This is a genomic window from Terribacillus sp. DMT04 (assembly GCF_019056395.1).
GTDB lineage: Bacteria > Bacillota > Bacilli > Bacillales > Amphibacillaceae > Terribacillus > Terribacillus aidingensis_A.
This window is the reverse complement of record NZ_CP077639.1, coordinates 999,595-1,026,011: the sequence shown is the minus strand read 5'-3', so window position 1 is coordinate 1,026,011 and position 26,417 is coordinate 999,595. Positions and strand designations below refer to the sequence as shown.

Annotated in this window: 27 protein-coding genes; 6 read left to right on the top strand and 21 right to left on the bottom strand. The window is 42.3% G+C overall.

From position 1 onward, the window contains the following. Positions 1 to 80: 80 nt before the first annotated feature. The 3 genes from KS242_RS05525 to KS242_RS05515 all read right to left on the bottom strand — a co-directional run bounded on the left by KS242_RS05525 (position 81) and on the right by KS242_RS05515 (position 2,203). A complete protein-coding gene (locus tag KS242_RS05525) occupies positions 81 to 836 on the bottom strand; it encodes an SDR family NAD(P)-dependent oxidoreductase (RefSeq protein WP_217323361.1) in 756 nt (251 codons plus the stop codon). Beyond that, on the bottom strand, positions 833 to 1,363 hold the full coding sequence (locus KS242_RS05520) for a mismatch-specific DNA-glycosylase (RefSeq protein WP_217323360.1): 531 nt from the start codon (positions 1,361 to 1,363) through the stop codon (positions 833 to 835). Before KS242_RS05520 ends, KS242_RS05525 begins: the two co-directional genes overlap by 4 nt. Before the next feature lie 84 nt (positions 1,364 to 1,447). Next, positions 1,448 to 2,203: a C39 family peptidase gene (locus KS242_RS05515; RefSeq protein WP_217323359.1), complete on the bottom strand. Its 756-nt coding sequence runs from the start codon at positions 2,201 to 2,203 to the stop codon at positions 1,448 to 1,450. A gap of 137 nt (positions 2,204 to 2,340) precedes the next feature. On the opposite strand from KS242_RS05515, the gene KS242_RS05510 reads away from it, so the two are divergent. Then, positions 2,341 to 2,475 (top strand): small, acid-soluble spore protein L, encoded by a 135-nt coding sequence (locus KS242_RS05510; RefSeq protein ID WP_101896434.1) that lies wholly within the window; start codon positions 2,341 to 2,343, stop codon positions 2,473 to 2,475. A gap of 32 nt (positions 2,476 to 2,507) precedes the next feature. On the opposite strand, the gene KS242_RS05505 is transcribed toward KS242_RS05510, so the two are convergent. The 4 genes from KS242_RS05505 to KS242_RS05490 all read right to left on the bottom strand — a co-directional run bounded on the left by KS242_RS05505 (position 2,508) and on the right by KS242_RS05490 (position 4,730). Then, positions 2,508 to 3,167, bottom strand: a complete 660-nt coding sequence (locus KS242_RS05505; RefSeq protein ID WP_217323358.1) for a class I SAM-dependent methyltransferase — start codon at positions 3,165 to 3,167, stop codon at positions 2,508 to 2,510. Between the two features lie 156 nt (positions 3,168 to 3,323). After that, complete coding sequence (locus tag KS242_RS05500) at positions 3,324 to 3,845, bottom strand: GNAT family N-acetyltransferase (protein WP_217323357.1); 522 nt, start codon at positions 3,843 to 3,845, stop codon at positions 3,324 to 3,326. Further along, on the bottom strand, positions 3,842 to 4,438 hold the full coding sequence (locus KS242_RS05495; RefSeq protein ID WP_217323356.1) for a nucleotidyltransferase family protein: 597 nt from the start codon (positions 4,436 to 4,438) through the stop codon (positions 3,842 to 3,844). The genes KS242_RS05500 and KS242_RS05495 overlap by 4 nt, the downstream gene beginning before the upstream one ends. Next, positions 4,425 to 4,730 carry an MGMT family protein gene (locus tag KS242_RS05490; RefSeq protein WP_217323355.1) on the bottom strand — a complete coding sequence of 102 codons (306 nt, stop codon included), beginning with the start codon at positions 4,728 to 4,730 and terminating at the stop codon, positions 4,425 to 4,427. The genes KS242_RS05495 and KS242_RS05490 overlap by 14 nt, the downstream gene beginning before the upstream one ends. A 169-nt stretch (positions 4,731 to 4,899) precedes the next feature. Here KS242_RS05490 and KS242_RS05485 point away from each other — a divergent pair, with 169 nt between their 5' ends. Beyond that, complete coding sequence (locus tag KS242_RS05485) at positions 4,900 to 5,265, top strand: thiol-disulfide oxidoreductase DCC family protein (RefSeq protein WP_217323354.1); 366 nt, start codon at positions 4,900 to 4,902, stop codon at positions 5,263 to 5,265. 28 nt (positions 5,266 to 5,293) lie between these two features. Here KS242_RS05485 and KS242_RS05480 read toward each other — a convergent pair whose 3' ends face one another. Continuing rightward, on the bottom strand, positions 5,294 to 6,703 hold the full coding sequence (locus KS242_RS05480) for a SpoVR family protein (RefSeq protein ID WP_217323353.1): 1,410 nt from the start codon (positions 6,701 to 6,703) through the stop codon (positions 5,294 to 5,296). Between the two features lie 85 nt (positions 6,704 to 6,788). Beyond that, positions 6,789 to 8,156 carry a dipeptidase gene (locus tag KS242_RS05475; RefSeq protein ID WP_217323352.1) on the bottom strand — a complete coding sequence of 456 codons (1,368 nt, stop codon included), beginning with the start codon at positions 8,154 to 8,156 and terminating at the stop codon, positions 6,789 to 6,791. Positions 8,157 to 8,269: 113 nt separating this feature from the next. On the opposite strand from KS242_RS05475, the gene KS242_RS05470 reads away from it, so the two are divergent. Next, the gene (locus tag KS242_RS05470; RefSeq protein ID WP_217323351.1) at positions 8,270 to 9,040 is read left to right on the top strand and encodes a type 1 glutamine amidotransferase domain-containing protein; all 771 of its coding nucleotides are present in this window, start codon (positions 8,270 to 8,272) and stop codon (positions 9,038 to 9,040) included. 16 nt (positions 9,041 to 9,056) lie between these two features. Here KS242_RS05470 and KS242_RS05465 read toward each other — a convergent pair whose 3' ends face one another. From KS242_RS05465 to KS242_RS05450, 4 genes are read right to left on the bottom strand one after another with little or no spacing between them, the layout of a single operon-like run. Continuing rightward, the gene (locus KS242_RS05465; protein WP_217323350.1) at positions 9,057 to 10,193 is read right to left on the bottom strand and encodes a bifunctional cystathionine gamma-lyase/homocysteine desulfhydrase; all 1,137 of its coding nucleotides are present in this window, start codon (positions 10,191 to 10,193) and stop codon (positions 9,057 to 9,059) included. Then, positions 10,190 to 11,116, bottom strand: coding sequence for a PLP-dependent cysteine synthase family protein (locus tag KS242_RS05460; protein ID WP_217323349.1), 927 nt, complete (start codon positions 11,114 to 11,116; stop codon positions 10,190 to 10,192). The genes KS242_RS05465 and KS242_RS05460 overlap by 4 nt, the downstream gene beginning before the upstream one ends. 9 nt (positions 11,117 to 11,125) lie before the next feature. Beyond that, the gene (locus tag KS242_RS05455; RefSeq protein ID WP_217323348.1) at positions 11,126 to 11,590 is read right to left on the bottom strand and encodes an S-ribosylhomocysteine lyase; all 465 of its coding nucleotides are present in this window, start codon (positions 11,588 to 11,590) and stop codon (positions 11,126 to 11,128) included. A gap of 14 nt (positions 11,591 to 11,604) precedes the next feature. Continuing rightward, positions 11,605 to 12,243, bottom strand: coding sequence for a class I SAM-dependent DNA methyltransferase (locus tag KS242_RS05450; protein ID WP_217323347.1), 639 nt, complete (start codon positions 12,241 to 12,243; stop codon positions 11,605 to 11,607). Positions 12,244 to 12,437: 194 nt separating this feature from the next. Here KS242_RS05450 and ltaE point away from each other — a divergent pair, with 194 nt between their 5' ends. After that, positions 12,438 to 13,469, top strand: coding sequence for a low-specificity L-threonine aldolase (ltaE, locus tag KS242_RS05445; RefSeq protein WP_217323346.1), 1,032 nt, complete (start codon positions 12,438 to 12,440; stop codon positions 13,467 to 13,469). 381 nt (positions 13,470 to 13,850) lie between these two features. On the opposite strand, the gene KS242_RS05440 is transcribed toward ltaE, so the two are convergent. After that, positions 13,851 to 14,471: a YhcN/YlaJ family sporulation lipoprotein gene (locus KS242_RS05440; RefSeq protein WP_217323345.1), complete on the bottom strand. Its 621-nt coding sequence runs from the start codon at positions 14,469 to 14,471 to the stop codon at positions 13,851 to 13,853. Positions 14,472 to 14,633: 162 nt separating this feature from the next. Here KS242_RS05440 and KS242_RS05435 point away from each other — a divergent pair, with 162 nt between their 5' ends. After that, entirely contained in the window at positions 14,634 to 14,870 is a 237-nt protein-coding gene (locus KS242_RS05435) for a YhdB family protein (RefSeq protein WP_077310391.1), read from the top strand. Between the two features lie 46 nt (positions 14,871 to 14,916). On the opposite strand, the gene KS242_RS05430 is transcribed toward KS242_RS05435, so the two are convergent. The 5 genes from KS242_RS05430 to KS242_RS05410 all read right to left on the bottom strand — a co-directional run bounded on the left by KS242_RS05430 (position 14,917) and on the right by KS242_RS05410 (position 22,640). After that, positions 14,917 to 16,461: a bifunctional GNAT family N-acetyltransferase/carbon-nitrogen hydrolase family protein gene (locus tag KS242_RS05430; protein WP_217323344.1), complete on the bottom strand. Its 1,545-nt coding sequence runs from the start codon at positions 16,459 to 16,461 to the stop codon at positions 14,917 to 14,919. A 91-nt stretch (positions 16,462 to 16,552) separates the two neighbouring features. After that, positions 16,553 to 17,863, bottom strand: a complete 1,311-nt coding sequence (locus tag KS242_RS05425; RefSeq protein WP_217323343.1) for an anti-sigma factor domain-containing protein — start codon at positions 17,861 to 17,863, stop codon at positions 16,553 to 16,555. Beyond that, positions 17,863 to 18,594, bottom strand: a complete 732-nt coding sequence (gene sigI, locus KS242_RS05420; RefSeq protein ID WP_217323342.1) for an RNA polymerase sigma-I factor — start codon at positions 18,592 to 18,594, stop codon at positions 17,863 to 17,865. The genes KS242_RS05425 and sigI overlap by 1 nt, the downstream gene beginning before the upstream one ends. A 264-nt stretch (positions 18,595 to 18,858) precedes the next feature. Beyond that, the gene (locus tag KS242_RS05415; protein WP_217323341.1) at positions 18,859 to 20,892 is read right to left on the bottom strand and encodes an ABC transporter ATP-binding protein; all 2,034 of its coding nucleotides are present in this window, start codon (positions 20,890 to 20,892) and stop codon (positions 18,859 to 18,861) included. Continuing rightward, positions 20,889 to 22,640 carry an ABC transporter ATP-binding protein gene (locus tag KS242_RS05410; protein WP_217323340.1) on the bottom strand — a complete coding sequence of 584 codons (1,752 nt, stop codon included), beginning with the start codon at positions 22,638 to 22,640 and terminating at the stop codon, positions 20,889 to 20,891. Before KS242_RS05410 ends, KS242_RS05415 begins: the two co-directional genes overlap by 4 nt. A 508-nt stretch (positions 22,641 to 23,148) precedes the next feature. On the opposite strand from KS242_RS05410, the gene KS242_RS05405 reads away from it, so the two are divergent. Continuing rightward, complete coding sequence (locus KS242_RS05405) at positions 23,149 to 23,718, top strand: beta-class carbonic anhydrase (RefSeq protein ID WP_217323339.1); 570 nt, start codon at positions 23,149 to 23,151, stop codon at positions 23,716 to 23,718. A 174-nt stretch (positions 23,719 to 23,892) separates the two neighbouring features. On the opposite strand, the gene KS242_RS05400 is transcribed toward KS242_RS05405, so the two are convergent. Together KS242_RS05400 and yhbH are read right to left on the bottom strand one after the other, a co-directional pair. Next, positions 23,893 to 24,966 carry an undecaprenyldiphospho-muramoylpentapeptide beta-N-acetylglucosaminyltransferase gene (locus KS242_RS05400; RefSeq protein ID WP_217323338.1) on the bottom strand — a complete coding sequence of 358 codons (1,074 nt, stop codon included), beginning with the start codon at positions 24,964 to 24,966 and terminating at the stop codon, positions 23,893 to 23,895. A gap of 210 nt (positions 24,967 to 25,176) precedes the next feature. Continuing rightward, entirely contained in the window at positions 25,177 to 26,340 is a 1,164-nt protein-coding gene (yhbH, locus tag KS242_RS05395; protein WP_217323337.1) for a sporulation protein YhbH, read from the bottom strand. Between the last annotated feature and the right edge of the window lie 77 nt (positions 26,341 to 26,417).

The following is a 26,417-nucleotide window of genomic DNA, read 5'->3' as shown; positions in this document are numbered from 1 at the left end:
AGTACGTCCCCCTTTTCCTACAGGATAATGCATCCTATGTACATCACCTAGAAAAGGAAAGGGCAGATACCCAGTTTCAATTAAACATAATCCTTTACAGCATACCGTTTGCCATTTTCTATACTTTCACCTGTGAGAATATCGACAAGTACACCACCTACAAACATTGGGTCACGCAATGACTTGTTTGTGACATAGTCTTTGAATTTCTGAACATCCTGGAACTGTTCCGGCTCACTGGATCGTATATCTGCCTGCATCCCTGTATCCATGATACCCGGATTATAGGCTATGGCAATATTCCCGGATCCTGCCTCAGCTTCTTCCAACGCAACTGTCTCCGTATAACGGTTCAATCCAGCTTTCGATGTACTGTATGCACTCCAGCCATGCACAGAACGTTCTGCTGCACCTGAAGTGACATTTACGATTACAAGCGGTACGTTATGTGTTTTTGCATACTTTAAGAATATGGAGCAAACGAGCATCGGTGCCGTTAGATTAATCGCCAGATGTGCTTCCAGTTCCAGCAGACTATACGCATCAGCTGTCGCAATGGGACCGACTACACCAGCATTATTAATTAAGTACACTGTGTCCTTCGCAGTTGAAAATATGTCCGCAGCTAATTCCTCAAAGATTTGCGCACATGCCGCTGTATCCTGTAAGTCCCCATAACGATACGTGTAACTAGCATTTCCCTTCCCTTTATAGCAAGGAAGCGCGTTACTATCTTTTCTGGCGACACCGATTACTTTTACTTCCTTATCCATTAAGTGTTTGGCAATTGCTTCTCCCAACCCGCGGGATGTTCCTGTTACTACTGCTGTCTTCATTTACTCTCCTCCTCTATGTCTTTTAAGATAGCTGGTATTTCCGCATAAATGTGCACAATATCAGCCAACGGCATTCGTACAAGTCCGCTTGAAGACGGCGCAACAAATTCGAGTACAGCAGATGTAACAGGAGCCTTTTGCAAGCCCCAATTCGTTTGTTTCACGTTGCCGTACTGCTGATACACGCCTTTTCCAACAAAGCATGCAATCTTTGGCTGGTAGTGCGCTAATTTCTCCCGAAGCAATCCCGCTCCTTCTATGTATTCTTCCTTCGTAATATCAGCGGCTGCTTTCGTCGGTCTGGCCACAATATTGGTGAATCCTATTCCTTCTTGAAGCAAAGTACGATCTTCGTAAGGCTCATATTTGCGGTCCGTAATACCCGCTTGATAGAGGATATTCCAGAAGCGGTTATTTCGATTTGCGTAATGGTGACCGGTCTCAGCAGATCGTACACTCGGATTGAATCCAATAAACAAAAGCCGGAGACCCTTCTCTAAATGATCCGGTATCGGTTCAAGCTCCATCTGTAGCACCTCCATCTTCCTACATTGTAGCCCGGACTACTTGCAGACGCAAAAAGAAGCACAGCTCGCAGCTGCGCTTCCTTCTTATTTCTCAATATAAATAGCTTGACTGCCTAGCTGTTTCCAAGCTTTCTCAAAGTTTTCTCTGTCTACTTCCTGGTTTTTTTGTCCGTATGGATTATTAAGAAATACGGTATCCTCGGTGTAGCCTGTTACTGCCACACTATGAACACTGTAAGTAACATCTGCATTGCCATTCGGTGTTTTCCAAGACTCCATATCGCCAGTTTGCGTGAAACTTGCGGTAGTAACAATCCATACCGGGTTACCTGAATCAAGCGGTTCGTAAATTGCTTCTTCTACTGTCGCACCCGTTTTATCAACTGCTCTGTCGCCAGCTATTTTCTTAGCAAGGTCCATGACAGGTCCGTGATAAACGCCAAGTCCTGGACCATTCTGCATATCACCGACAAATCCTTCGTTCGGATCTCCTCGCAGCCCATTATCATATTGCAGCGGCACATATGGAATTTGTTCAGCTAATTCATTCTTTGTCACATCAAACCCCGCGTATAAAAGAATCATTGCTAAGCTCGTCACTTCACACCCATTATATAAACGCGGTGCATCCATTTGATTTAAAAGCGGCACATCTAAAGGACCGTCTTTAACCGCGGAAAGCTCTGGTACTTCCTCTTTGGTAGCAACTTTATGTTTTCTAAGGGAGATATCTGATGCTTCCGCCCGCAGTTCATCTGATCTATTTTGATATGTCAGCACTGCCAGAGCAATAGCGATTACTGCCAATGTACCAAGCATTATTACATATTTATTCTTCATATATTCTCTCCTGTGCGCAAAAGTATCAGCAGGTTTACTTTTCATTATAAATTAACCTATGCCGCAGGAACAATATCCATTCATTCATTTAATAAAAAATTACGATATAAGCCATACTAATGCTTGAGGTGATTACGATGCCAAAAAACAACAGCCGCAATAAAAATGCGGCTACGAGCGTAAATAAGCAAGGGCTTACAGAAGACACAGCCAATCAAGAGCCAAAAAGTCAGCTGGAACAGCGCGCCAAGAAAAAGAATACGAAAATATAAAAAACACAGCCTCTATTAAGAGGCTGTGCACATTATTTTTTTCTTGCAACGACAAACCAAGACTGCACATCTTTCTCTGCACCTGCTTCAAAATCAATTCGCTGATTGTGAAGGGTCATTTCGACAATTTGAAATGCATCTTGAAGCATTTCTTGCAACTCGTTCTCGTGGAAGAAATGCATAATTCGATCCTCCACTAAGAAGGTATCTTTCTCCAATTCTGCACCTGCGCCGTAGTACTTTTCATCTCTCGCTGACAAACAGGAGAAAATTAAAAGACCATTCTTATGCAAATGAGAAGTGAAATGATGAAATAGTTTATTTCTTTCTTCCTCTGTATACATATGAAGTATATTTGATAAATAAATGCCATCGAATCTTTCTGTCGAAGGAAAAGGCAAATTCATATAGTCTCCGACAAAATGCTTTACATTGGACAAGCCAACTGCTTTTGCATGATTACTGGCACGTTCAATTGCCACTTCTGAAATATCACATGCTGTTACATGAAAAGCATATTCTCCAAAGAAATTGCTATTTCTTCCATAACCGCAGCCCGGTACAAACAGCCGCTTTGCCTGATCTGCTGCAAAATATGGATATGCCATCACTGCTGATGGTGTTGCTTCCGTTCCCCAAATGTCCCCTGCTTCAAAACGATTATTCCAATAGGTTTGTAACGTTATACTCACAGTGCCATTTCCCCCAGCATAGAGTGTTATACATTGTTTTAGTAAATTACTTTACAAAGAATTTACTAGACATAGTGTAACATGTTTAGACAATGTTTAAAGGTTATTTTCTGAAAAAAATTGTAAAGAAATAAACAATATAATTTGTGCACTTCTTCACTTAAGCCATTCTTCCCGAAGCAGCCCCATCCGTATTGAATCATAATATTCACCATTATAATAACGGCATTTCCGCATCCGAGCTTCCAATGTCATGTTCAGCTTTTCTCCCAGCCGTATCATCCGTTTATTTCCGGACCATGTTGTATACCCTACCCGTACAATTGACAGCGTTTTGAATAAATGCGTAATCCACTGTTCCAATGCTGCTGTTCCATAGCCGCCATTCCAGTATGCTGGATCAAATATAGTTATACCCATTTCCAGCCATCTGGACGGTTTGTGTTCCCAATAATAGCTGACTGTTCCAATGACCGTACCTTCAGCTTCGATTACCCATTGATCTGGCGAGTGCTCACCAAATTGGTAGCTGGTTAAGAATTCCTCTTTCGTTTTGTGCGTCAATGGAAAATAGGGAGCATCCCATTTTTTCCATTCTGGTTCCTGTTCTCCATATTTCAGCTCCCATAAAAGGGCTCCTTCTGACTCTCTCGGCGGTCTAATTGTCACATCAGTCATATAGCACTTTCCTCCATTTGGACACGCGGCCACAGCCGCTGCCAATTCTTTTTGTTCACTCTATCAAGATAGATGGAATGATAAGCTTCACTTCTCACATAAGGCGGTGTTGGTGCAATACGACAAGCGAGCAAATCATCTATTCCATACGGTGCGATCAATTGCAGTGTTCCTTCCTCTAGCTTGACCCCAATACTTGTAGCTGTTTCTGGATAGCAAGCAATCGCATGCGCAGTATTACGAAACGCAGGCATCTGATTGATATGATGCATTCTCGCTTGGTTTTTCACTGACCACGGCACGCTAGGCATCATCTTTATAAGCATGTTTTCAAGTTCTTTCTCAATTGCTTTGTTTATGTCAGCTGCGTCAAAATAAACTACATCTACGTCTGTAAGCGGCGTTCGTTCTATATAACCATGCTGCACATCCCATGCTTTTGCTCGGACAAATCCAGCACTTATGCAGCAATCGGGAAGCTCTAGCTTGGCTGCTGTTTCCAGTACTAACATCATCCATTTGTCTTGTTTGATTGCTTCTAGTAAATCTGCTTCCGTCTGCAGCTGATCAGCTTGTATGCTACCTTGGCTCATAGCGATATTCCTCCAAGTTCACCCGCCCATTTTGTAGTTCCAACCCTTCCTCGTACAAACGCTCCAGTTGTTCATTCCGTGTCTCTTCATCCTGAATTTTCAGCTTTCCGTCCGCACTTATCACACGGTGCCACGGCAGGTCGTGTTTTTGGCTCATGCTATGTAAAATTCTGGATACCTGTCTCGCTCCGTGTGCTCGTCCTGCTGCCGCACTGATCTGACCGTATGTCATTACTTTCCCTTTAGGAATGGACCGAATAACACGGATTACCTCTTCTGTAAATGAATCCACCGTATCCCCTCCTTTTTTAGAACTATCTGTCAATTAGTATAGCAGAACATCTTGTCGCTATGATAAGCCATTTACAATATGATAGACTCTATTTAAATAGTCTAAAAGAGCATCACCTGTTTAACATCTTGCTGGACGGGCTATGTAGTAAACGAGAGGAGAATGTAAAATGAAACATATTGTGTTCTTTGATGCAAGCTGTCCCCTATGCTCCACTGCAAAGCAAGTGATTCAAAAATTGGATTGGTTAGATAATGTGAAATGGATACCTGCACAAAATATCGAGAATTATGAACGCTTCCGTTTTCTTGCCAAAGGGGATGTATACGATCGCATCCATATGATGTCCTTTAAAGGCGATATTTACAAAGGACATGAAACTGTCAAAAAAGTATTAACATTGCTGCCAGCTACTGCAGCATTAGGTTGGCTGTTATACCTGCCATTTTTAGATCCCTATTTAGAGTCTTTGTATAAATGGATATCAGACAACCGCCATGACTGGTTTGGTACAAAACAACTGAAAGCCATATAAAAAAACGGGCAGCGCTGCCCGTTTTTCTTTATAAATACTTTTTCAAAACGCGCTGCCCTTCATAACTGAACAGTACGTTTTTACCTTCCACAACCGTCTCCATGTGCACAAATCTGCCCCATAGCTGATAAATATAAGGCAATGTTCGTTCTAAATACGTCAAATCTAATTCGACCCCTTCATATTCGTGCTTCAGATACAGTTCTCCGTTCGACATATAATCACCATCTGTCACTGTCAGATATGGAAAACCGCCATTCACGCGCATTGTTATTAGCTGATCACGAACTGCTTCCCAATCTTTATCCGTCACTTTATACTCATTCCCTTGTTTTTGGAAAAGGTACATATCTTCACGGTGAACTAATTCCTTCGTTAGATAATTTCGCAAGAAGGAAATATCAGATTCAATTTCTCGGACTTCGAACATCTTCTCTCTGCCAGAACCCGGCTTAACCCCAAACCGCTGCATCTCTTCTGTTGGGTTATCAAAGCGTTCTTCGATATCCTCAAAAATCTTTATGCCTAAATAATAAGGATTAATCTGTGTCGGTGAAGGCTGTACGACACCTGCATTTAGTTTGGCGTACTCAATCGCTTCATCACTTGTCAAATTCATCTCTCTCAGAATACGTGCATGCCAGTATGACGCCCATCCTTCATTCATTATTTTTGTTTCCAGCTGCGGCCAGAAATACAGCATTTCCTCCCGCATCATTGTCAGGATATCACGCTGCCAATCCTCCAGATTACGGCTGTACTCTTCAATAAACAGCAGAATATCCTTTTCTGGGTGAGGGGGGAAAAGCTTTTTCTTCTTGTCTTTTTTCTCGTTCGTTTTTTTCTGATCAACAAACCAGATGTCATCGTATTCTGTTGCTCGTTCTGACACTTCTTCTTTTTCTGTGTCTTCCGCATCCCACCCTAGCTTTGGCCGCAGCAAGGAAGGATCAATATGCTCCTGGATTGCAAGCACTGCATCGAGGAAATCTTCTACTTCCTTCTTCCCATGTTCCTTCTCATACGCTGCTACGCGCTCAGCTGTTGCGGCCATGCTGTCTACCATATTTCGGTTCGTGTTTTGAAAGCGAACATTATTTTTGAAAAAATCACAATGCGCCAGCACATGTGCAACAATCAGCTTATTTTGAATTAAACTGTTCGAGTTAAGCAAAAACGCATAGCAAGGATTTGAGTTGATAACAAGTTCATAAATCTTGCTTAGCCCAAGATCATATTGCAGCTTCATTTTATGGAATTGTTTACCGAAACTCCAGTGGGTAAACCGCGTCGGCATGCCGTAAGCGCCAAATGTATAAATAATATCAGCCGGGCAAATTTCATAGCGCATCGGATAAAAATCCAGTCCAAATCCTTTTGCAATCTCGGTAATTTCTCCAATAGCCCTTTCCAATGCCTGTGTGTCGGATAGCTGCACGGGCTCTCTCCCCTTTGTACGTAATAGTATTTATACTTATGCAAAGAGAGCAGAAAAAAGACGCCCATATGGACGTCTTCCTTACTTATTCACTTACTTTTCCATAATAATAAACCAATGTCTCCATCCCTTTATCAAAACTTTCCAGCGGGAAGCTTTCATTCGGGGAGTGCAATCTGTCTTCTGGCGTGCCAAATCCAAGCAAGATGACAGGCATCTGATACACAGTATCAATCCACTCTACTACTGGAATCGATCCACCCATACGAACAAAGACCGTTTCTTTACCGAAGGCCTCCGTTAAACTGTCTGCTGCTTTTTGAATCAACGGATGATCTGGATCCACTTTATACGCTTTTGCTTTGAATGGTTCCGGTCTAACCTCGACACGAACCCCGGCTGGCGTATGCTTTTTAATATGCGCTGTGATTTTTTCCACGATGTCCGCTGGATCTTGTCCTGGTACAAGGCGGCTTGTTATTTTCGCTGTTGCTTCAGATGGGATAATTGTCTTCGTTCCTTCTCCTTGATAACCGCCATACATGCCGTTAACTTCTAATGTTGGTCGGGCCATGGTATGTTCTTTCGCTGTGTAGCCTTTTTCCGATACTGCTTCCGGAACGCCCACTGTTTTGGTAAAGTCTTCTCCAGGCGCTTGTGCCATTAGCTTGCGCTCTTCTTGCGGCAATTCCTCCACACCGTCATAGAATCCTTCTACTTGAACTACTTCTTCTGTATCTTTTAAAGAACTTAAAATATGTGTCATCGCTTGCAGCGGATTGCGGACCGCTCCGCCGTACAAGCCGGAATGCAAATCGCGATCTGGTCCGTATACCGAGAACTCGAGTGCAGCCGCGCCTTTTAAACCATACAGCATCGTTGGCTGTCCCGTTTCCACCATACCAGAATCACTGATAATCGCGAAATCAGCTTGGAACTGTTCTGTTTGTTCATGCAGAACCGCATGCAAATTCGTGCTGCCGATTTCTTCTTCTCCTTCAATACATACTTTTACATTGATTGGGAGAGCTCCTTCTGTTTTCATGAAAGCTTCAAACACAGCTAGATGCATGAATACTTGTCCTTTATCATCACTCACACCGCGAGCATAAATGCGTCCATTGCGTTCTGTCGGCTCAAATGGCTCACTATCCCAAAGCGGAAGCGGGTCAGCTGGCTGGACATCATAATGTCCATAAAAAAGTGCCGTCGGTTTATCTGAACCTGCACCAAGCCATTCTCCTGTTACGATAGGATGTTTTTCTGTCTGCTGAACGGTCACTTTATCAAAGCCGATTTCTTTTAAATAATTAGCTGTAAAGGCTGCTGCTTTCGCAACATCTTCTTTGTATGTACTGTCTGTGCTGATACTTGGAATACGCAAATAGCTATAAAGCTTTTCCAGCAGCTTCTCCCGATTTTCCTGTAAATAAGCGACTACTTGATTGGTCATGTATGCCACCCTTTCTTTTCTTTCTAGTTTAGCACAATTCTTGCGCTTCTTGTTTAGCTTGTACCTGCTAGTGGAATCGTAAAAGAAATATGACATTTGCAGGAGGCTACAAAATGGGTAAGGTATTAATTGTTGCAACCAACCATGACAGCTTGAAGCAGACACCTGAAACAACGGGGCTCTGGTTCAGCGAGCTGACGAACTTTTATGACAAGCTGAAAAATCGCCATTATATGACTGTTATCAGTCCAAAAGGGGGCAATATACCGATCGATCACCGCAGTCTGACCGGCTTGTTCAAGAGCCATAAACTGCGCAAATATTATCGAGCACCCGGTTTTCGGAGGTTATTGCGCGAAAGTTTATCGCCTAAAGATGTAAAAGCTGCTGATTACGATGCCATTTATTTCACAGGCGGTCACGGGACTTTGTGGGATTTCCCAGAAAGCAAAGAGCTGCAGCAGCTAACAAGAGAGATTTATGAAAACGGCGGTGTTGTGGCGGCGGTCTGCCATGGGCCAGCAGCATTGCTGAACGTCAAACTGTCAGATGGATCATACTTCATTCAAAATAAAACGGTCACAGGTTATTCGGACCGCGAAGAAAAAGCCAGCTTAAATAAGCATGAAATTCCTTATTCACTAGAAGAACAGCTGAAAAATCGTGCGCTCACTTATAACAAAGCCAAGATGCCATTCAAAGGGCATGTAGAAGTAGATGACAGAGTAATCACTGGTCAGAATCCAGCCAGCGTGAAAGGTGTAGCGAAAGCTGTTATTAACCGATTAGAACAGAAAGCATTCGCTGAACATCCAGATTCTTTCCGTGCTGTTTTGCGCATCTCAGAAGAGGATCAAATATTAAGAAGAAAGCCAGCCCCTTGAATGGGACTGGCTTTGCTTATTCTGTCATCGCTTGTTTTAAATCATCAATAAGGTCCTCACTGTCTTCTATACCTACACTAATTCGAATCAATCCTTCTGTTATGCCTAATTCTTCTCGGCGATCTTTCGGAATAGATGCATGTGTCATTTTAGCAGGCAGTGAAATGAGGCTTTCTACAGCTCCCAAACTTTCCGCCAAAACAAAGTACTTTGTTTTCCGCAAGACTTGGTCTGCTTTTTCTCCGCTGCCAACATCAAAGGAAATCATACCGCCAAATCCTTCTGCTTGTTTTGCAGCAATATCATGTCCTTTATGCTCCGCCAAGCCTGGATAATAAATGGTAGTCACACCAGGATGAGCTTTAAGGAACTCTACCAGCTTTCCACTGTTTTTTTCAATCGCTTCCATCCGAATACCAAGTGTCTTGATGCCGCGCAGAAGCAGCCAGCTGTCTTGCGGTCCAAGTACAGCACCAGCTGAATTTTGGATAAAGTGCAGTTCTTCTGCCAGTTTGTCACTGTTCACGACAACTAGACCAGACACGACATCGCTATGGCCACCGATATATTTGGTAGCACTATGCAGCACAATATCGGCTCCTAAATCAATTGGATTTTGCCAGTAAGGTGTGGCAAATGTGTTATCGACAATTAACAGCAAATTATGTTTCTTAGCGATTTCCGCCATTTTCTTTATGTCTGTAATTTTCAATAATGGATTCGTTGGTGTCTCCACGTATATTGCTTTTGTTTCCGGCTTAATTGCTTGTTCCACTGCTTCCGGTGAACTTGTATCTACGAACGTGTGTCCTAGCTGATAACGAGTCAGCACTTTTGTGATAAGACGGTAGCTGCCGCCGTATACATCATCAGTCATGACTACATGATCACCAGATTCAAACATCATCATAATAGAAGTGATGGCTGCCATACCGGAACTAAAGGCAAATCCAGCTTTTCCATTCTCCAATGCTGCGATTGTTTCTTCCAGCGCATGTCGTGTTGGGTTGCCTGTACGGGAATATTCGTATCCTGTATGTTCACCTGGTCCTGGCTGCTTATAGGTACTCACCTGATAGATTGGAACACTTACGGCTCCCGTTTTTTCATCTGTTGTAATTCCGCCATGAATCATTTTCGTTTTCCGTCTCATTTTAACCCTCCTTGATAGATCTGCTGGCTGAGGTAACGTTCACTGCTATCCGGAAAAATCGTTACAATTGTCGTTCCCGGCTTGGCGTCTGCCGCTTCTTTTAAAGCCGCACAAAAAGCCGATCCAGAAGAACTTCCGACAAGTAAACCTTCTTTCGCCGCCAGCTCTTTCACGTAATAAAATGCATCATTATCTGTAATGGTATGAATGGTGTCAAAATAAGCGGTATCCATATAACTTGGCAAAAATTCCATTCCAATTCCCTCTGTCCGGTGCGACCCAGGGGATCCGCCGTTCAGAATAGAGCCTTCTGGTTCTACGATAACGGTCTTTACCTCCGGATTTTGGTGCTTCAAGTAACGCGCTGTTCCCATAAAGGTACCGCCCGTACCTCCCCCTGCAATAAAGACATCGATATCGCCTTTGAGGTCATGCCATAGCTCGGGACCGAGCGTTTTATAATAGGTTTCCGGATTAGCAGGATTTGCGAATTGCTGCGGGCAATAGCTGTCAGGAATCTCATCCAGCAGCGCTTCTGCTTTCTTAATAGCTCCCTTCATCCCTTCCGATGTCGGTGTATTAATCACTGTTGCACCGAGCGCTCGCATCAGCTCCTGCTTCTCCTGACTGAATTTCTCTGGTACACAGAAAACAACGGATATATTGCGCTGCTGTGCAGCTAGCGCCAGACCGATACCAGTATTACCTGCAGTCGGCTCTATAATTGTGCCGTTTTCCTTCAGTTTGCCTGTGCGAACGGCTTCCTCTATCAAATGAACGCCAAGCCGATCCTTTACACTTCCACCGGGGTTATAAAACTCCAGCTTCGCAAATAAACGAACTCCCTCGGGCAGAGAGAAGTTCGTAATTTGCACAACTGGTGTGTTCCCAATCAGTTCATGTACAGATTTGTAAACAGCCATTTTCTCCCTCTATTCAGCGAAAACTTGACGCCATTCATCTTTTTTAGCAAGCATTTCTTTTGCGATCTCTTGGGCACCCTCTAAGCTGTGGTTGGCAGCCCAGCCGCACTGAACTTCATTGCATGCTGGCACTTCAGTTGCCTGCAGCACATCTTGCAATGTCTTTTCTAATGCGTCCAAAATTTCATCGTAACTGTCGTTATTCAAAATGGATACATAAAAACCTGTCTGGCAGCCCATGGGTCCGATATCAAGGATGTTTTCAATATGATTGCGGATATTCTCAGCCATCAGATGCTCCAGAGAATGAAGGCCCGGCATCTCCATATATTCTTGGTTCGGCTGTTTGAAGCGGATATCGTATTTGTATACTTTATCTTGTGTTCCCTCTGTAATACCGACAAGACGCACATACGGGGCAGCAACCTTCGTGTGGTCTAGGTTAAAACTTTCTACATTCATTTTTTTAGTCATTTCTCTCTCTCCTCTTACGCTTTTTCTGCTGTGATCAAGTAGACGAAGCGGTTCTTTTGCATAAATGTAACATAGAATCCGTGAGCTTGGAAAATCTTCTCGAGTACTTCTATTGTCGTATAATATTCTGTCGTTAAGTCTTTAACAAGCCGATCATAGCCTTTCTCCGTCTCTCTCTGAATAAGTTTATCACGGCCGTCTTCACTTGAAAAAACAGTATCTGCAAAAACGATTTTACCGCCTTTTGGCAAAAGTGCTGCATAGCTGGCAATGGCGTGATTTTTTTCATGGTCGGTCAGATGGTGAAACGCCCATGTACTCACTATAGAAGAAACCTGCTCTGCTGGTTCCGGAAATGACAGAAAATCGCCATCGGTAATAGAGAGTTCCGGAAACTTACGTGATGCATGCTCCCGCATCTCTTTAGATGGCTCAATACCAGTTACCTTCAACCCTTTTGCCAGCAGTTTTTCGGAAAGGTTGCCGGTGCCTACGCCAAATTCCAATGTATTTCCCTCTGCTGCATCGGCAACTGCCTGCAAGATGTCGTGGTAATTCTCGAAAACATCTTTATATTGCGGATCTTGGCCAGTAACTGTATCATCATATGATTCTGCCCATTCATCGAACATATCGATAAATTCGCGACCCATTTTATCACCTCAAGTGTAGTTTCCTTATATCCAAGTAAACGAATAAGAATTATCATGTTTATGTTAGAAGAATACCATAGTATCGCAATATATTCAATGAAAATATACGATGACAGTCTCGCTGTTTTAAACTATAAAAATAGTGGAAAAGTTATAAAATCTTGCTATATAATAGGAACGAGAGGAGTGTTCGAATGATTGATCTACGCAGTGATACGGTCACCAAACCAACGGAAGCAATGCGTAAGGCAGCTTATGAAGCGGAAGTCGGAGATGACGTATACGGAGAAGATTCAACTGTTAATGAGTTAGAAGAGACGGTTGCCGATTTACTCGGGAAAGAGTCCGCACTATTCGTGCCTAGCGGTACCCAGGGTAATCAAATCGCCATACTTACTCATTGCAGTCCAGGTAACGAAATTATTCTGCAGGAAGATTCACACATCTTCCTGTATGAAGGTGCTGCTGCATCCATTTTTGCAGGTGTGCAGACACGGACAATAAAGGGCGAGCGAGGCGCAATTTGTCCAGAAGAATTGGCTTCTGCTATTCGCAAGGATGATATCCATTTTCCGGAGACTGGCCTTATTTGCCTTGAGAATACGCACAACAAAGCTGGCGGTGCTGTTATACCGATTGAGAATATGATGGTAATTGCACAGATAGCACGTGAACATCGTATACCGATTCACTTGGATGGCGCACGTCTTTTCAATGCAGCCGCTGCGTCTGGTATTAGTGTGGCAAAATATGCGCAGCTAACGGACACGGTTCAAATCTGCCTGTCAAAAGGACTTGGCGCTCCCGTTGGTTCTGTTATTGCTGGCTCAAACGTGTTTATCGACAAAGCCCGAAAGTGGAGAAAACGTCTCGGAGGCGGCATGCGACAGGCAGGCATCCTAGCAGCTCCCGCTCTTGTTGCACTGCGCGACAATGTAGATCGGCTTTCTGAGGACCACGATAATGCCAAGCTCTTAGCAGATGGACTAGCTGAGATTGACGGAATTGAAATTCTAAACAGAGTAGAAACAAATATTGTGCTGGCTGATGTTCAAGGTACGGGTATGACTGCTGATGCATACGTGCAGCTTTTGAAAGAACAGCAGGTGTTAGCAAATAGTTTTGGACCTTATAGTGTCCGGTTTGTCACACATTATGATGTTGGAAAAGGTGCCATAAAAAAAGCATTGTCTATCGCAGCCTCTCTAACCAAACAGCCAAATTAAAAGGCTGGGATCAAACAAAATTAATTCATCCTAAAAGCGAACGATGACTAAATCCATACTTTTAATGCAGCCCTCAGACGGCTGTTGCTTTCCAAATTTAGCTGTTATCGTCAGACAAGAATGATTTTTGAAGTAGACGCCGACAAGAAAATCGCTTTTTATTTTCGTGGAGTCTACGTATTCTGTCTACACTCGTAAGGATTCTCATAACAAGAATCAGCGTAGGAAATACACGGAGACTCACCAGCCGCCCGCAGGAAAACGGAGTGTATTTCCGAAGCGACGCTCTCACCTTCGTTGACAATGCAAAAACTCCAAACAACGCTGCTTTTAATTGCAGTATTGTTTGGAGTTTTATATAGCTTAATCTCAGCTTCTTTACTATCTTTCGTTATTTGGGAAAACGCGATTCAGCATATTGCCGAACTCAAGGAAGAATCCTTTAACCGGCTGTCCTTCATCAATTTTGTTATTATAATCCTCTGCCATTCCCAAGAAATCAGGATCAGCTGAAACGTACACATTGTCAATGTCTTCATCTACTGACTTAACTGCTTTTTCTACTTCCTTTTTCATTTCATCTGTTACATCATTATTTTGGTTATCCCCCGTATTTTGGGTATCGCCAGTACTGATGTTGCCCATTCCATTATTACCGGAATTGTCATTGTCATCGTTGTTGTTCTGCATGTCAACTGCAACAAAAGCGTTGTTATCTGTTGTAAATACATACGCATTGTCTACACCTTTTACTTCTTTAACTTTTTTGGAAATATCATCTGCAACTTGATAACGCGGCTGCTGGTCATTCCCATTTTTTTGACGGTCATCTACATCCATCGTATCATCACTATTACGATGAACAAGGTTATTGTCCGTATTATTAAATCTGGTCGGCTCGACATTACCTCCCATTCCTGATTCATTATTATCGTCATTCTGACATGCTGTAAGGGTGATGGCAGCTAGGGCAGCCATACTTAACAATTTCCATTTCTTCATCTGGTGTTTCCTCCTTTAAAAGTGCAATACTGCGCTTAGTATGTACGGATTCAAACACCTTATACAAATGAACATAAGGCCTTCGCTTCTTATATCTGCCAGTGATTATCCCGCTCTTTGGAGAGATACTAAATGTACCCTGGCAGGAAGGGGATGCCGAATATGAAAATCCAGGATTATGAAAAAGCATTAATGTTCACGATATGGGGACAGTGGGATGACCTGCTTGTTCTCATGGTGCGCACGAATGATGACTTGCTTTCCAAACGGATTGAGATTTTCCTGCATGCATTTCATTATCCCTCCAAACAGCATGCTGTAGTGAGTTCACATGAAGAATTGCTTCAATATATTGATCATGCTCTGGGGCATACATCGTTATATGCCTTGGATGTATAAGAGAAGACTCGAGCACTTTAGCTCGAGCCTTCTTTATTTCTGCTTCTTATTTCTCAAATTTCTTATACCGCAACTCAAATAAATCTTTACGGCGGTCATGTAAATGACGCACCGTCCCGGTTTTGCGCTGCCGCTGCAATATCTCCAAATCCACATCGCCGACAACGACTGTTTCAATATTTGGCGGACATTCACCGACAATGCCATCTCGGGCAAATTCGAAATCGGATGGCGTGAAAATACCGGATTGTGCGTATTGTATATCCATGTTCTCTACTTGCGTTAAGTTCCCAACCGTTCCAGCAATAACCGTGTAAACCTGATTTTCCACTGCTCGCGCCTGTGCACAGTAACGGACACGCAAATAACCTTGACGATCGTCCGTACAGAACGGAACAAAAATAATATTGGCGCCCTGATCAACTGCATAGCGTGCAAGCTCCGGGAATTCAATATCATAGCAGATTTGGATTGCAATACGTCCGCAATCGGTATCAAACACCTGCACCGCATCACCGGGCTGAATGCCCCACCACTTTTTCTCGTTTGGCGTCACATGAATTTTATACTGCTTCTCAATCGTGCCATCTCGTCGGAATAGATAAGCGATATTATAGATATGATCATCTTCTTCAACGAAATGAGACCCACCGACAATGTTCACATTGTAACGAACAGCCAAAGCAGTAAACAGTTCGATATACTGCTCTGTAAATTCGGACAATTTCCGAACTGCTTGGGACGGTACTTTTTCTTCTAAGAAGCTCATCAGCTGGGTGGTGAAAATCTCCGGAAATACGGCAAAGTCCGAGCCAAAGTCGTATGCTACATCCACGTAATATTCTACTTGTCTGGCGAACTCCTCAAACGACTCGATTTGCTTCATCATGTATTGAATAACAGTAATACGTACTGGATATGATGTTTTATAGTGCCTTTTTGACTTCGCATGGTATTCAATGTTGTTCCATTCCATCAGCGTTGCAAAGGTTGCCGATTGCTTATCATCCGGCAAATAGTCACGATTGATTCGCATGACACGGAAGCCATTCATAACCTGGAAAGTCAGCACTGGATCAAATATATTCTGCGCCTCAACTTCCTCCACATATTGTCTTGGAGTCAGCTCATGACTGTATTTATGATAATTTGGGATCCTTCCCCCAATAATAATGCTTTTTAAGTTCTTTTCGGCAGCCAGTTCCTGCCTCGCTTCGTAAAGCCGCTTCCCTATTTTCATCCCCCGGTAGTCTGGGTGAACCATTACCTCAATTCCATACAAGTTGAACCCATCCGGATTATGGTTGGTGATATACCCTTCATCTGTAATATCATCCCATGTATGCTGATCATCATATTCATTGAAATTAACAATTAAGCTAGAGCAGCTGCCGATGATTTTCCCGTCCACTTCTACACAGAACTGGCCTTCCGGAAAGATATCAATATGACTTTTCAGGTGGCTCTTTTTCCATGGACTCATACCTGGAAAGCATAGTTTCTGCATATCCAGGATTTGATCAATATCAGCTTCTGTAATGTTGCGCAAAACCACTTTCTTCTCAAACTGCGACAAATCAAGTTCAGACATAGGCGGTATCCTCTCTATTGAAAAGTTCACTTCGTACTTACCCTTCATATTGCGCATATAATCCTATTATTAGCCACCGCCAGCCCTACTTTTAATCGTTTGTATCAGAATGATGGCCTTTGCCATGCCATCCTCGATTCTCCTTATCGTTCTTATGCGTATCAGATGATCCATGCTTCTTCTCTTTTTGTTTATCATGGCCATATTTGTGGCCCTGCTCCTGTGCACGTGCCACTTTTTCTTTCGAATTTTCCGACGCATGAGCATGCCCTTGTGAATGGTGTTCCCTGGTGTCTTTCTCTTTTTGCTGCTTTGCTGTATCACGATTAGGTGGTATTTGCCGCTGTTGTTTACTTTCCACCTTGGAATTTCCGTTCGACTTACTTGCTTGCGGCACAGCTTTCACATTTCTTTTTACTTCTTTTTGATTGGAAACAGTTATACGATCTTGATCCTGGTCTGTCTTCTGATTGGAAACTGGTGCACGCTCCTTCTCTTTTTTTGCGGATTGTTGCACAGTTTCATCAGCAGTGTTGTTTTGCTTACTTATCGTGTTTGCTTCTTTTTTTTCAGTTTCTTCTTTCACAACGTAAGCAGATTTTTGATTCACGCTGTCTATCGGTCTTCGGGAAGTCTCGTCTTGTTCTTTCCCATCCACTTCCACATTATCTTTATAGAAATCTTTAATAATGGCTGAATCTGATTGTGTTAGCGGCGGAACAGACGTAGACAAGTAAGTTCCTTCTAAAATGGACTGTGCCATAATCTCATTCATTGATTTCTGCTTATTCCGTGCAACTTCACGAACCTTGTCCGGTACTTGGAAAGAAGCAATATGTAGTGAGTTGTTAAATTCATTCACTGAACCTTCCAGAATGTTCGTCAGTTTCTTATCATCTTGTCTCGTATCAATATAATTAACTCCAATAATAATACTTTCCGAGTCAGCTAATAGACCTAAGTCACTCGACTTACGCAAAATATTCGCTGCTACTTCTTCAACAGCTTCTCCTTGCCAGTCATCCAGATTATCTATGACCGTTCTTGCTTCTTGATTTAAGCCTGTAATAGAAACAACATCCATTCGGTTATTTACTTTTAACTCAATGCTTGGGTTAAAATCCAAACTTACATACGCATAAGCTTTGTTACCAACGTACCAGGAATACATAGGGAATAATGCCAACACAAAAACAAGCACCAATACAGCTACTCGCATTAGATTTTTTACAGATGGGGTCCATTGGCTAATATGCGTTCTGCGAATCATTTCCTCTGCAGTAAATTCGACCTCTTGTCCAATTTCTGTTTTGCCTTTTGCACTGATTTCCAGGAATGTGCCTTCACTGGTCAACACGATTGTGCTCCGCCGGCTCTGCTTCACGACGACTCCTCTTTTCACTAACTCACCCCCTTCATATAATCCTTCAGGTAAATATAATCTTCGCTAAAAATAATAAATACAGCGAGAATATACTTCCTGTTCCTTTCCAGCGTCTTTTTACTGACAGAAACTTTCTCCACAAGCTGTTTTATCGGGATTTTCTTTTTCCGAATAACATAATCGCGCAAGTCCGGATCAGCATGCAAGATCTTTGCAGATTCAATTGCCGTTTCTCTCGCATCACGGTGCTTCGGCGCCACATTAATTAACTCCTGGAATGACAGCTTGTATTCTTTCAGTTTTTTATCGTACTCCTCAATCTCTGCTCGGCGATACCATGATTCTGTTTCTTGGATAAAAGCCGTCTGGGCAGCTTCGGCCTCCCGCGGATTCTCACTGTCATCTTCAAATAATTCATCCAATGACGCTGCAGGAAGACGAATCCGTTCACGTCTGATGTAATCAATCGTTTTTCGTTTAATTACGAGCTTGGCAAATGATAAGAAGGAACTGCCTTTGTCATCTGCATACGACATCATTGCTTCATTAAAAGCAGAAAGGCCGACACTGAATTCCTCATCCTTCACAGGATCAATAAATCTTTTGCATACCTCTGAAACTGACTTTGCGATAAAAGGCTGATACTTCTCAATCAGCTCATTTTGTTTGTCAGTATCACCAACTTGCACTTGTTTGACTTGTTCTTCTAATTTCCCGCGCTTAGGATCATTAGACTGGCGTAGATACAAGACCTATCACCTCCAGCCTTCTATATTTTTCGTAACATAATTGTAATTTTAGGGTGTAACGATTTAATTTCATTTGTAAAATTCGTTTATGATCATGTGTATTTTTTTGATATGACATATGACTTACTCCAATACTTCACCAATATGCCTATCATACATCATTACACAAAGAAGTCGCTTCACAAAACAATTACAAAATAATTAAATCTCTGCAACAATTGTCACCCGCAAAAAGACCGTCCTGTTTCCCAGGACGGCCTCATTTTACCCTGCAGATTGTTTGATACCGCTTTGCTGCATCAAATACATCTGATAATATTGTCCCTGTTTCTTCAACAGCGAGAGGTGATTTCCATTTTCCAATATCTCACCATGATCCAAAACGAATATTTGATCCGCGTGCATAATAGTGGAAAGACGGTGCGCAATGACGAGTGTTGTTCTGCCTTCTTTCAGTACTTCCAAGGCACGTTGGATAATCGCTTCTGTTTCTGTATCAATATTCGCTGTAGCTTCATCTAGTATCAGAATAGATGGGTTGAAAGCCAACGCTCTGGCAAAGGAGACCAGCTGCCGTTCTCCCATGGAAAGGGTTGCTCCGCCTTCTTTGACTGGCTCATCATATTGTTTCGGCAATTTGGAGATAAACTGTTCCGCTCCGACTGCTTGTAAAGCTTTTATAGCTATTTCCCGAGAAATAGCTGGGTTGTTCATCGTTACATTGGTCAGAATTGTACCTGTGAAAAGGAATGGATCCTGCAAAACAATCCCCATACTGCTGCGCACTTGCTGGCGTGACATGTCTTTTGTATCAACATTATCAATCGTAATGCTGCCTTTCTGGTGATCATAAAAACGAAACAGCAAATTCATAATAGAGCTCTTACCTGATCCAGTATGGCCGACAAAAGCCGCCGTTTGTCCGCTCTCTACTTTAAAGCTAAGATTCTTTAATACATAATCTTTCTCGTTATAAGCAAAGCTGACATCTTTAAATGCGATTTCGCCGCGGTTCTTTTCACGTTTCGCCTTCAAGTCCACGTCTTCGCCTTTTTCATCAAGCAGCTGAAATACACGGGAAGCAGCTACACGTGCTTGTTCTAAAAGCGGAAGCTGATTCACCGCATCTGTCATCGGGTTAAATAAGCGATTCAGGTAATCAACAAAGGCATACAATACACCTACTGTTACGATAGAGCCTCCTGTAACAGCTGAGCCGCCGAAGTACCAGATAAAAGCTACAAAAGCTAAATTGCGCAGCACTGTTACCAAGTTATGTGACGTAAGCGCACTCAGCTTCATCAGTTTCCGCTGATAAATAAAGTTCCGCTTATTCAGCACCTCGAATTCCTTTTCTGTCTCTTTTTCTCTGTTAAATGCTTGAATAATCGGCATCCCTTGGATTGATTCGTTGATGTTGCCATTAATTTCACTCACTGTTTTGCGGACCACTTTGTTGTATTTAGTACCAAAGTACTTATACACCTTCATCCATGCCCAAAAGATTGGAATGACGAGCAAACAAATCGCAGCGAGTTTTGCATTTAGAATGAACATTGCCACAAAAATACCGCCCATGTAAACAAAACTCGTCACAAATGTCGCCAGGACTCTTTCATACAAATCCCGAATCGCTTCTGTATCATTTGTAATACGTGCGACAATCGTGCCCGCAGGTCGATCTACATAATAATTAATCGGTACCCGCTGTGTATGCGCAAAGATATCATTCCGCATCGTGCGGACAATTTTATTGGAAGCTTGCTGCAGCAGGAATGTTTTCCAAAACTGAAATATTGCTGCGATAAATAGCAATGCCGCATACACAATCAGCAATATAATAATTGGTTGGAACTGCGGACGGAAAAAGTCATAAAGCTGACCTGCTGACAGTCTGGTACCAGAAGCTTCCTTTGCGCCTTGTGAACTATCTATCTTGATTGTGCCATCTTCATAAGTTCTGGAACCATCGAGTGGCAGAACCGCTTCTGAAAAATAAAAATGCTTGCCAATCTGCAGAATGGTTGCTTCTCCCATATCAGCTTCATCGGGTGCTATTTCATCAGCACGGATATATGTCTTCCCGTTATACTGAACTGTCTTATCTGTCTGATTCCCAACTTCATACCATGTCGACTCAATTCCTAATATGTGATGGTCAATAATTCGGGCTGCAATGAGCGGGCCAGCCAATTCTAACACGACAGCAATGAGCAGACAGACGAGTCCAATATTTATTGTTTTTTTGTTACTTAAAGCATAACGAAATAACCTACGTTCTGTTGTATTTTTCTTCATGAGGAGATTACCTCCTTTTCCTCCAGCTGCTGCAGTTGGTACTGGCTTGCATACCAGCCACTTGCTGCTAGCAGTTCTTTGTGCGTACCTCGCTCTATGATTTTTCCTTCTTCCAGCACAATAATCTGCTCTGCGTGCTTAACGGCAGAAAGACGGTGCGCGGCAATGATTGTTGTCTTGTCTTGACGCTCTTGTTTTAAATGTTCAATTATATTCGCTTCCGTTTTGCCATCTACCGCACTCATCGAATCATCGAGAATTAATATTTCTGGATTCTTAATAAATGCACGCGCTAGCGCCACCCGCTGCTTTTGGCCGCCTGATAAAGTTACACCGCTCTCGCCTACTTTCGTGTCTAACCCTTCCGGAAGACTTTTAATATCGGTGAGAAAATGCGCCAATTCCATTACTCGGTAGATCTCTTCATCTGTTGCATCGCGTTTCCCATATTGGATATTTTCTCGGATCGTTTTGGAGAAAAGAATCTGTTCTTGGGGTACATAACCAATCCAATTACGTGTCGTTTCCAATCTAAACTGTTCGACCGGTGTTCCACCTAATAATAACCTTCCCTCACTTGGCGGATACTGGCGCAGCAGCTGCTTGAAAAGCGTCGATTTGCCTGCTCCTGTCTTTCCAACTACACCTAACGTGCTGCCTTGCTGGATTTTTAGATTTATATGTTCAAGACGTTCCCTGTCGTTACCAGGATAACGGAAGCTCACCGATTCGAATTCAATATCTCCTGGCTTTTGCTGGTCTGCTGGTTTCTCAGGGTCTGTAACATCAGCCGGATAATGGAGTGTTGTATTGACCCGATCGAGAGACGCATTTCCGCGCTGCAAGACATTGATTAATTCTCCTACTGCAAACATCGGCCAAATTAACATTCCAAGGTACATGTTAAAAGCAACCAAGTTACCAAGCGTGATTTGATTTTGGAAAACGAGCAATGCGCCATACCCAATTCCAATTGTGTAAGAAAGACCCACCAGAACCTTCATCGTCGGCTCAAATAAGGCATCAATCTTCGCTACCTTAATGTTTTTCTGGTAAACATCTTCTGTCATGCTCTGGAACCGCTGCTCATCTTGCTTTTCTAATACATAAGCACGAACAACACGAATACCTCGGATGGATTCCAGCACTTCATTGTTTAAGTTACCAAACGCTTCTTGTGCTTCTGTAAAACGCTCGTTAATTGCATTGCCGTATTTGTGCATAACGACTGCCATAATTGGCATCGGAATTAAGGCTACCAACGTTAATTCCCAGCTGATTGTTATACCCATGACAGCAATAATCATCAGCATAAAAATACTTGAATCCACTAAGGTCAAGACGCCAAATCCGCTCGTCATATAGATAGCTCGTAAGTCGTTTGTACCTTGAGCCATCAGGTCTCCCACTTTCTTCTTATCAAAAAAAGTAGGTGTCATTCGGAACAAGTGCCCCATTAGTTTAGAGCGCATCAACCTCTCCAAAATAGCCGATCCGCTGAAAAGCGTATAATCCCACACATAGGAAATGACATAATGTAAGACAATTAACAATACAAATAGCCCGATTACCTGCCAAAGCCTTTCTGATGTGAGGGAATTATAACTAATCTCGTCAATTGTCATACCAATTAACTTCGGTGGTATCAGCCCAATTAAACTAGCCAGTAAAAGGGCGATAACGGCGACGGTATATCGCTTCCAATATTTCAAGAAAAACCAATCTAACTTCTTTAACACATCAAACATACTTTCCCCAACCTTCTCTATCGATTTTTTACACGGAGGCTCCGCTAACCATCATCATTCCAATCTTCCACCCACTGTCTTGTTTGAACAATACACATATTCATTCCTCCTCAAGGTTTTTTATGATAAAAGACTGAATAGCATGTTCAGCCTGTATCAATAATCTTGTAATTTAGGCATAAAAAAACGCGCACGCCCGCAGACGTACACGTTCCTAAAGTATGCAGCAAGCGATTGCGGCAGACCTCTTCAATTGATAAGACAAATGATCAAGATTCCGAACAAAGGAGGAACTGCCCAGTATGAAATTGGCTGAATAATGCTCGTTTCCGGTTATTCATCTTGGGTTCCTCCTCTCCATTGTTAATTTATGCATAATAAGTATATACATATCATTTCTAAACGGTCAATATTATTTTCAAATAATTTGCATAATAAACAATATGTAAACAGTTGTGCTGATATGGTAGACTAGAAAAGACAATGTAATAAAGGAGTGGCTTAATCTATGTTATTAGATGACATCTTAGTTCATAACCAGAAATTCGTTGAAGACAAAGCATATACACCTTACGAAACAGACAAGTTTCCTTCCAAGAAGGCTGTCATTCTAACTTGTATGGATGCCCGCTTACTCGAATTGCTGCCTAAAGCAGTTAATTTGAAAAATGGTGACGCGAAGATTATCCAAAACGCAGGCGCTATGCTTGTGGATACTTCTGATAGTGCGATGAAGAGTATTTTAGTAGCTGTTCATGCCTTAAAAGGAGAAGAAGTATTTGTAATCGGTCATAAAGACTGTGGTATGCATCATCTTCATGGAGCAGACTTGCTGGAACAAATCGGCAAACAAGGCGGAGACGTCGAAACCTATTTACGCCAAGCAGATAGCGAAGACGTTGCCAATACGTGGTTTAATGGCTTTAACAGTGTAGAAGAATCGGTGGAAAGCAGTGCATCACTCATTGCAAATCATCCTCTTCTCCCGACCAATGTTCCCGTCCATGCGCTCGTTATCGATCCAGCTACTGGTGAATTGACTACCATCCGGAACGGCTATGAGAAAACAAATAATTAAATGTTGACATGAAAGAAAAGGATCACACAATTAGACATATCTAATATGCGTGATCCTTTTCATTTTTCTAATAATCCTCTAATTTGATAACGAATAGATTTTTCACGTACTGGTACTGGTTTACATAAAAAAGGATAGTCATCCCAAATGGACGAACTACCCTTTAACACTAAATTAATTTTTAGCTTGTTCTTTTATAATTTCAATTACGCGTTGTTTTGCTTCTTGGCTTTCATAATGGCTCATATTACGCAGAATTTCATTTCTATGTTCTTTTAGATCCTGCAAATGCTGAATTAACGATGCACTAGTCAGTTCTTCTTCTTCTAGTACATCAGCATAACCTTGTTTTTTGAACGAGCTAGCGTTCAACAGCTGATCCCCGCGGCTTGCCTTCTTGGATAATGGAATGAGCAGCATTGGTTTGCGCAATGCAAGGAATTCAAAGATTGCATTCGATCCTGCTCTGGACAGTACGTAATCAGATGCCGCAAACAAGTCATTCAGCCCTTCATTCACATATTCAAACTGGACATAGCCTTCTCTTTTGACAGATTCATCTAATTGATTCTTTCCGCAAATATGGACAATCTGAAACTCCTGCAATAACGTATCCAGACTCGAACGAACGGATTCGTTGATGATCTGAGAGCCGCCGCTGCCGCCCATGATAAGCAGAACAGATTTTTCAGGAGAAAAACCCAGCTTCTCCAGCCCTACGCGCCGGTTGCCTTGGATAAGTTCATCCCGGACTACTGCACCGACCCACTCCGCCTTTTTAGCAGACACGTGGGAAACTGTTTCAGCAAAGGTCGTAACAATCTTCTTCGCAAACGGCATTGCCAGCTTATTTGCTAATCCCGGTGTAATATCTGATTCATGAATAACAGCAGGCAGGTTGCGAAGCCATGATGCAAACAGAACTGGAACGGAAACAAATCCGCCCTTAGAAAAAATAACATGCGGCTTCACTTTCCCCATAATTCGATAAGCCTGCATCGTTCCTTTCATCACCTTAAAAGGATCTTTAAAGTTTTCTTTAGACATATAGCGCCGCAGTTTTCCAGTGGATATACTGTGATACGTAACGCCTTCTAACGGCTCGATTAAATCACGTTCAATGCCATTTTTTGAACCGATATAATCGATCTTCCACCCCTCCTGCAAGAAAACAGGGATCAAAGCCACATTCACGATTACATGGCCAGCTGTGCCGCCCCCCGTAAATAGAATCCGTTTTTCCTTCATGTTGTAAATCCTTCCCTTTCCCATTAAAAGCACTTCTCTATTTAATATAACTGTAATTTATTTGTAATATAAACGAAACATTTCTTCGCCTATTCTATCCTAATGGATATCGCCAAAAAAAGAAAGGGCTTTTTGTCACATGACCAATATATGCTTTTCCTGTCCATTTTTTGCCACAATTAAAAAAGAACAGCAGGAAAATCCTGCTGCTCATACGGAAACTTCTGCTTTCTCATTTGAGAAAAATTGCTGCATGGCATAGAATACATCTGTTTTCTTACGGAGTACATAATATTTGAACTTAGGGTGCTCCAGCTTGCGAAAAATCTGCATCAATGTTGAATGGCGATTGTATTGATTAACTTCCCCATAGCCGAATAGGCTAGATACTTCAATCAGCTGATTAATTAACCCGACACATCTGCTGTTATCAGAAGTCAAATTATCACCATCTGAAAAATGAAATGGATAAATATTGTAAGCAGATGGTGGATATTTCTCATCAATTAGCTGCAATGCTTTTTTGTAAGCTGAAGAGCAAATTGTGCCGCCGCTTTCTCCTTTTGAGAAAAAGGACTCTTCATCGACAACATTCGCTTCCGTATGGTGCGCAATGAACTCAATTTCTACTGTCTCATATTTGGTCCGAAGAAAACGTGTCATCCAGAAGAAGAAACTTCTGGCAACATATTTCTCCCAATTTCCCATACTGCCACTTGTATCCAACATTGCAAGCACGACTGCTTTCGAATCCGGCTTTTCAATATTATCCCACGTCTTATACCGCACATCTTCTGGATAAATTGGCGCAAACGAAGAACTGCCTCCCAATGCATTACGTTTAAATGCTTCTAACATCGTTCTTTTCTTGTCAATATTTCCGGTCAGACCTGTTTTACGAATGTCATTAAAAGCTATATCGGTTACAATCATCTGTTTTTCATCTTTTTGTACTAAATTAGGCAATTCCAACTGGCTGTAAAAATTCTCCTCAAGCTCTTCAAACGAGACTTCTGCTTCGTAATAATCGTGACCAGGCTGGTCGCCAGCTTCTCCTTGCCCTTTACCCGGAGCTTTCTGCTGTTCACCGGCGCGTCCAAGTACATCTCCGACCTTGCTGTTTCCTTTTCCTTGACCTGCATGTTTGTTTTTATCCTGACTATAGCGGATTTTGTATTCATCCAATGACCTGATCGGGATTTTGATCAAGTCTTTTCCATTAGACATGATGATATTTTCTTCTGTTATCAAGTCGGGCAATTTATTTTTCAACACTTCCTGAACCTTATCTTGATGCCGTTTTTGATCATCATATCCTTTTCGATGGAGGGACCAGTCTTCTTCTGACACTGCAAAATGGTTGGAATCAGTCATTCGCCAGCCTCCTTAAGATAATTAGTCTATCTTATGCAGGACAGCCGGCATTGATTAAACAAACTCCAGAAAAGAGT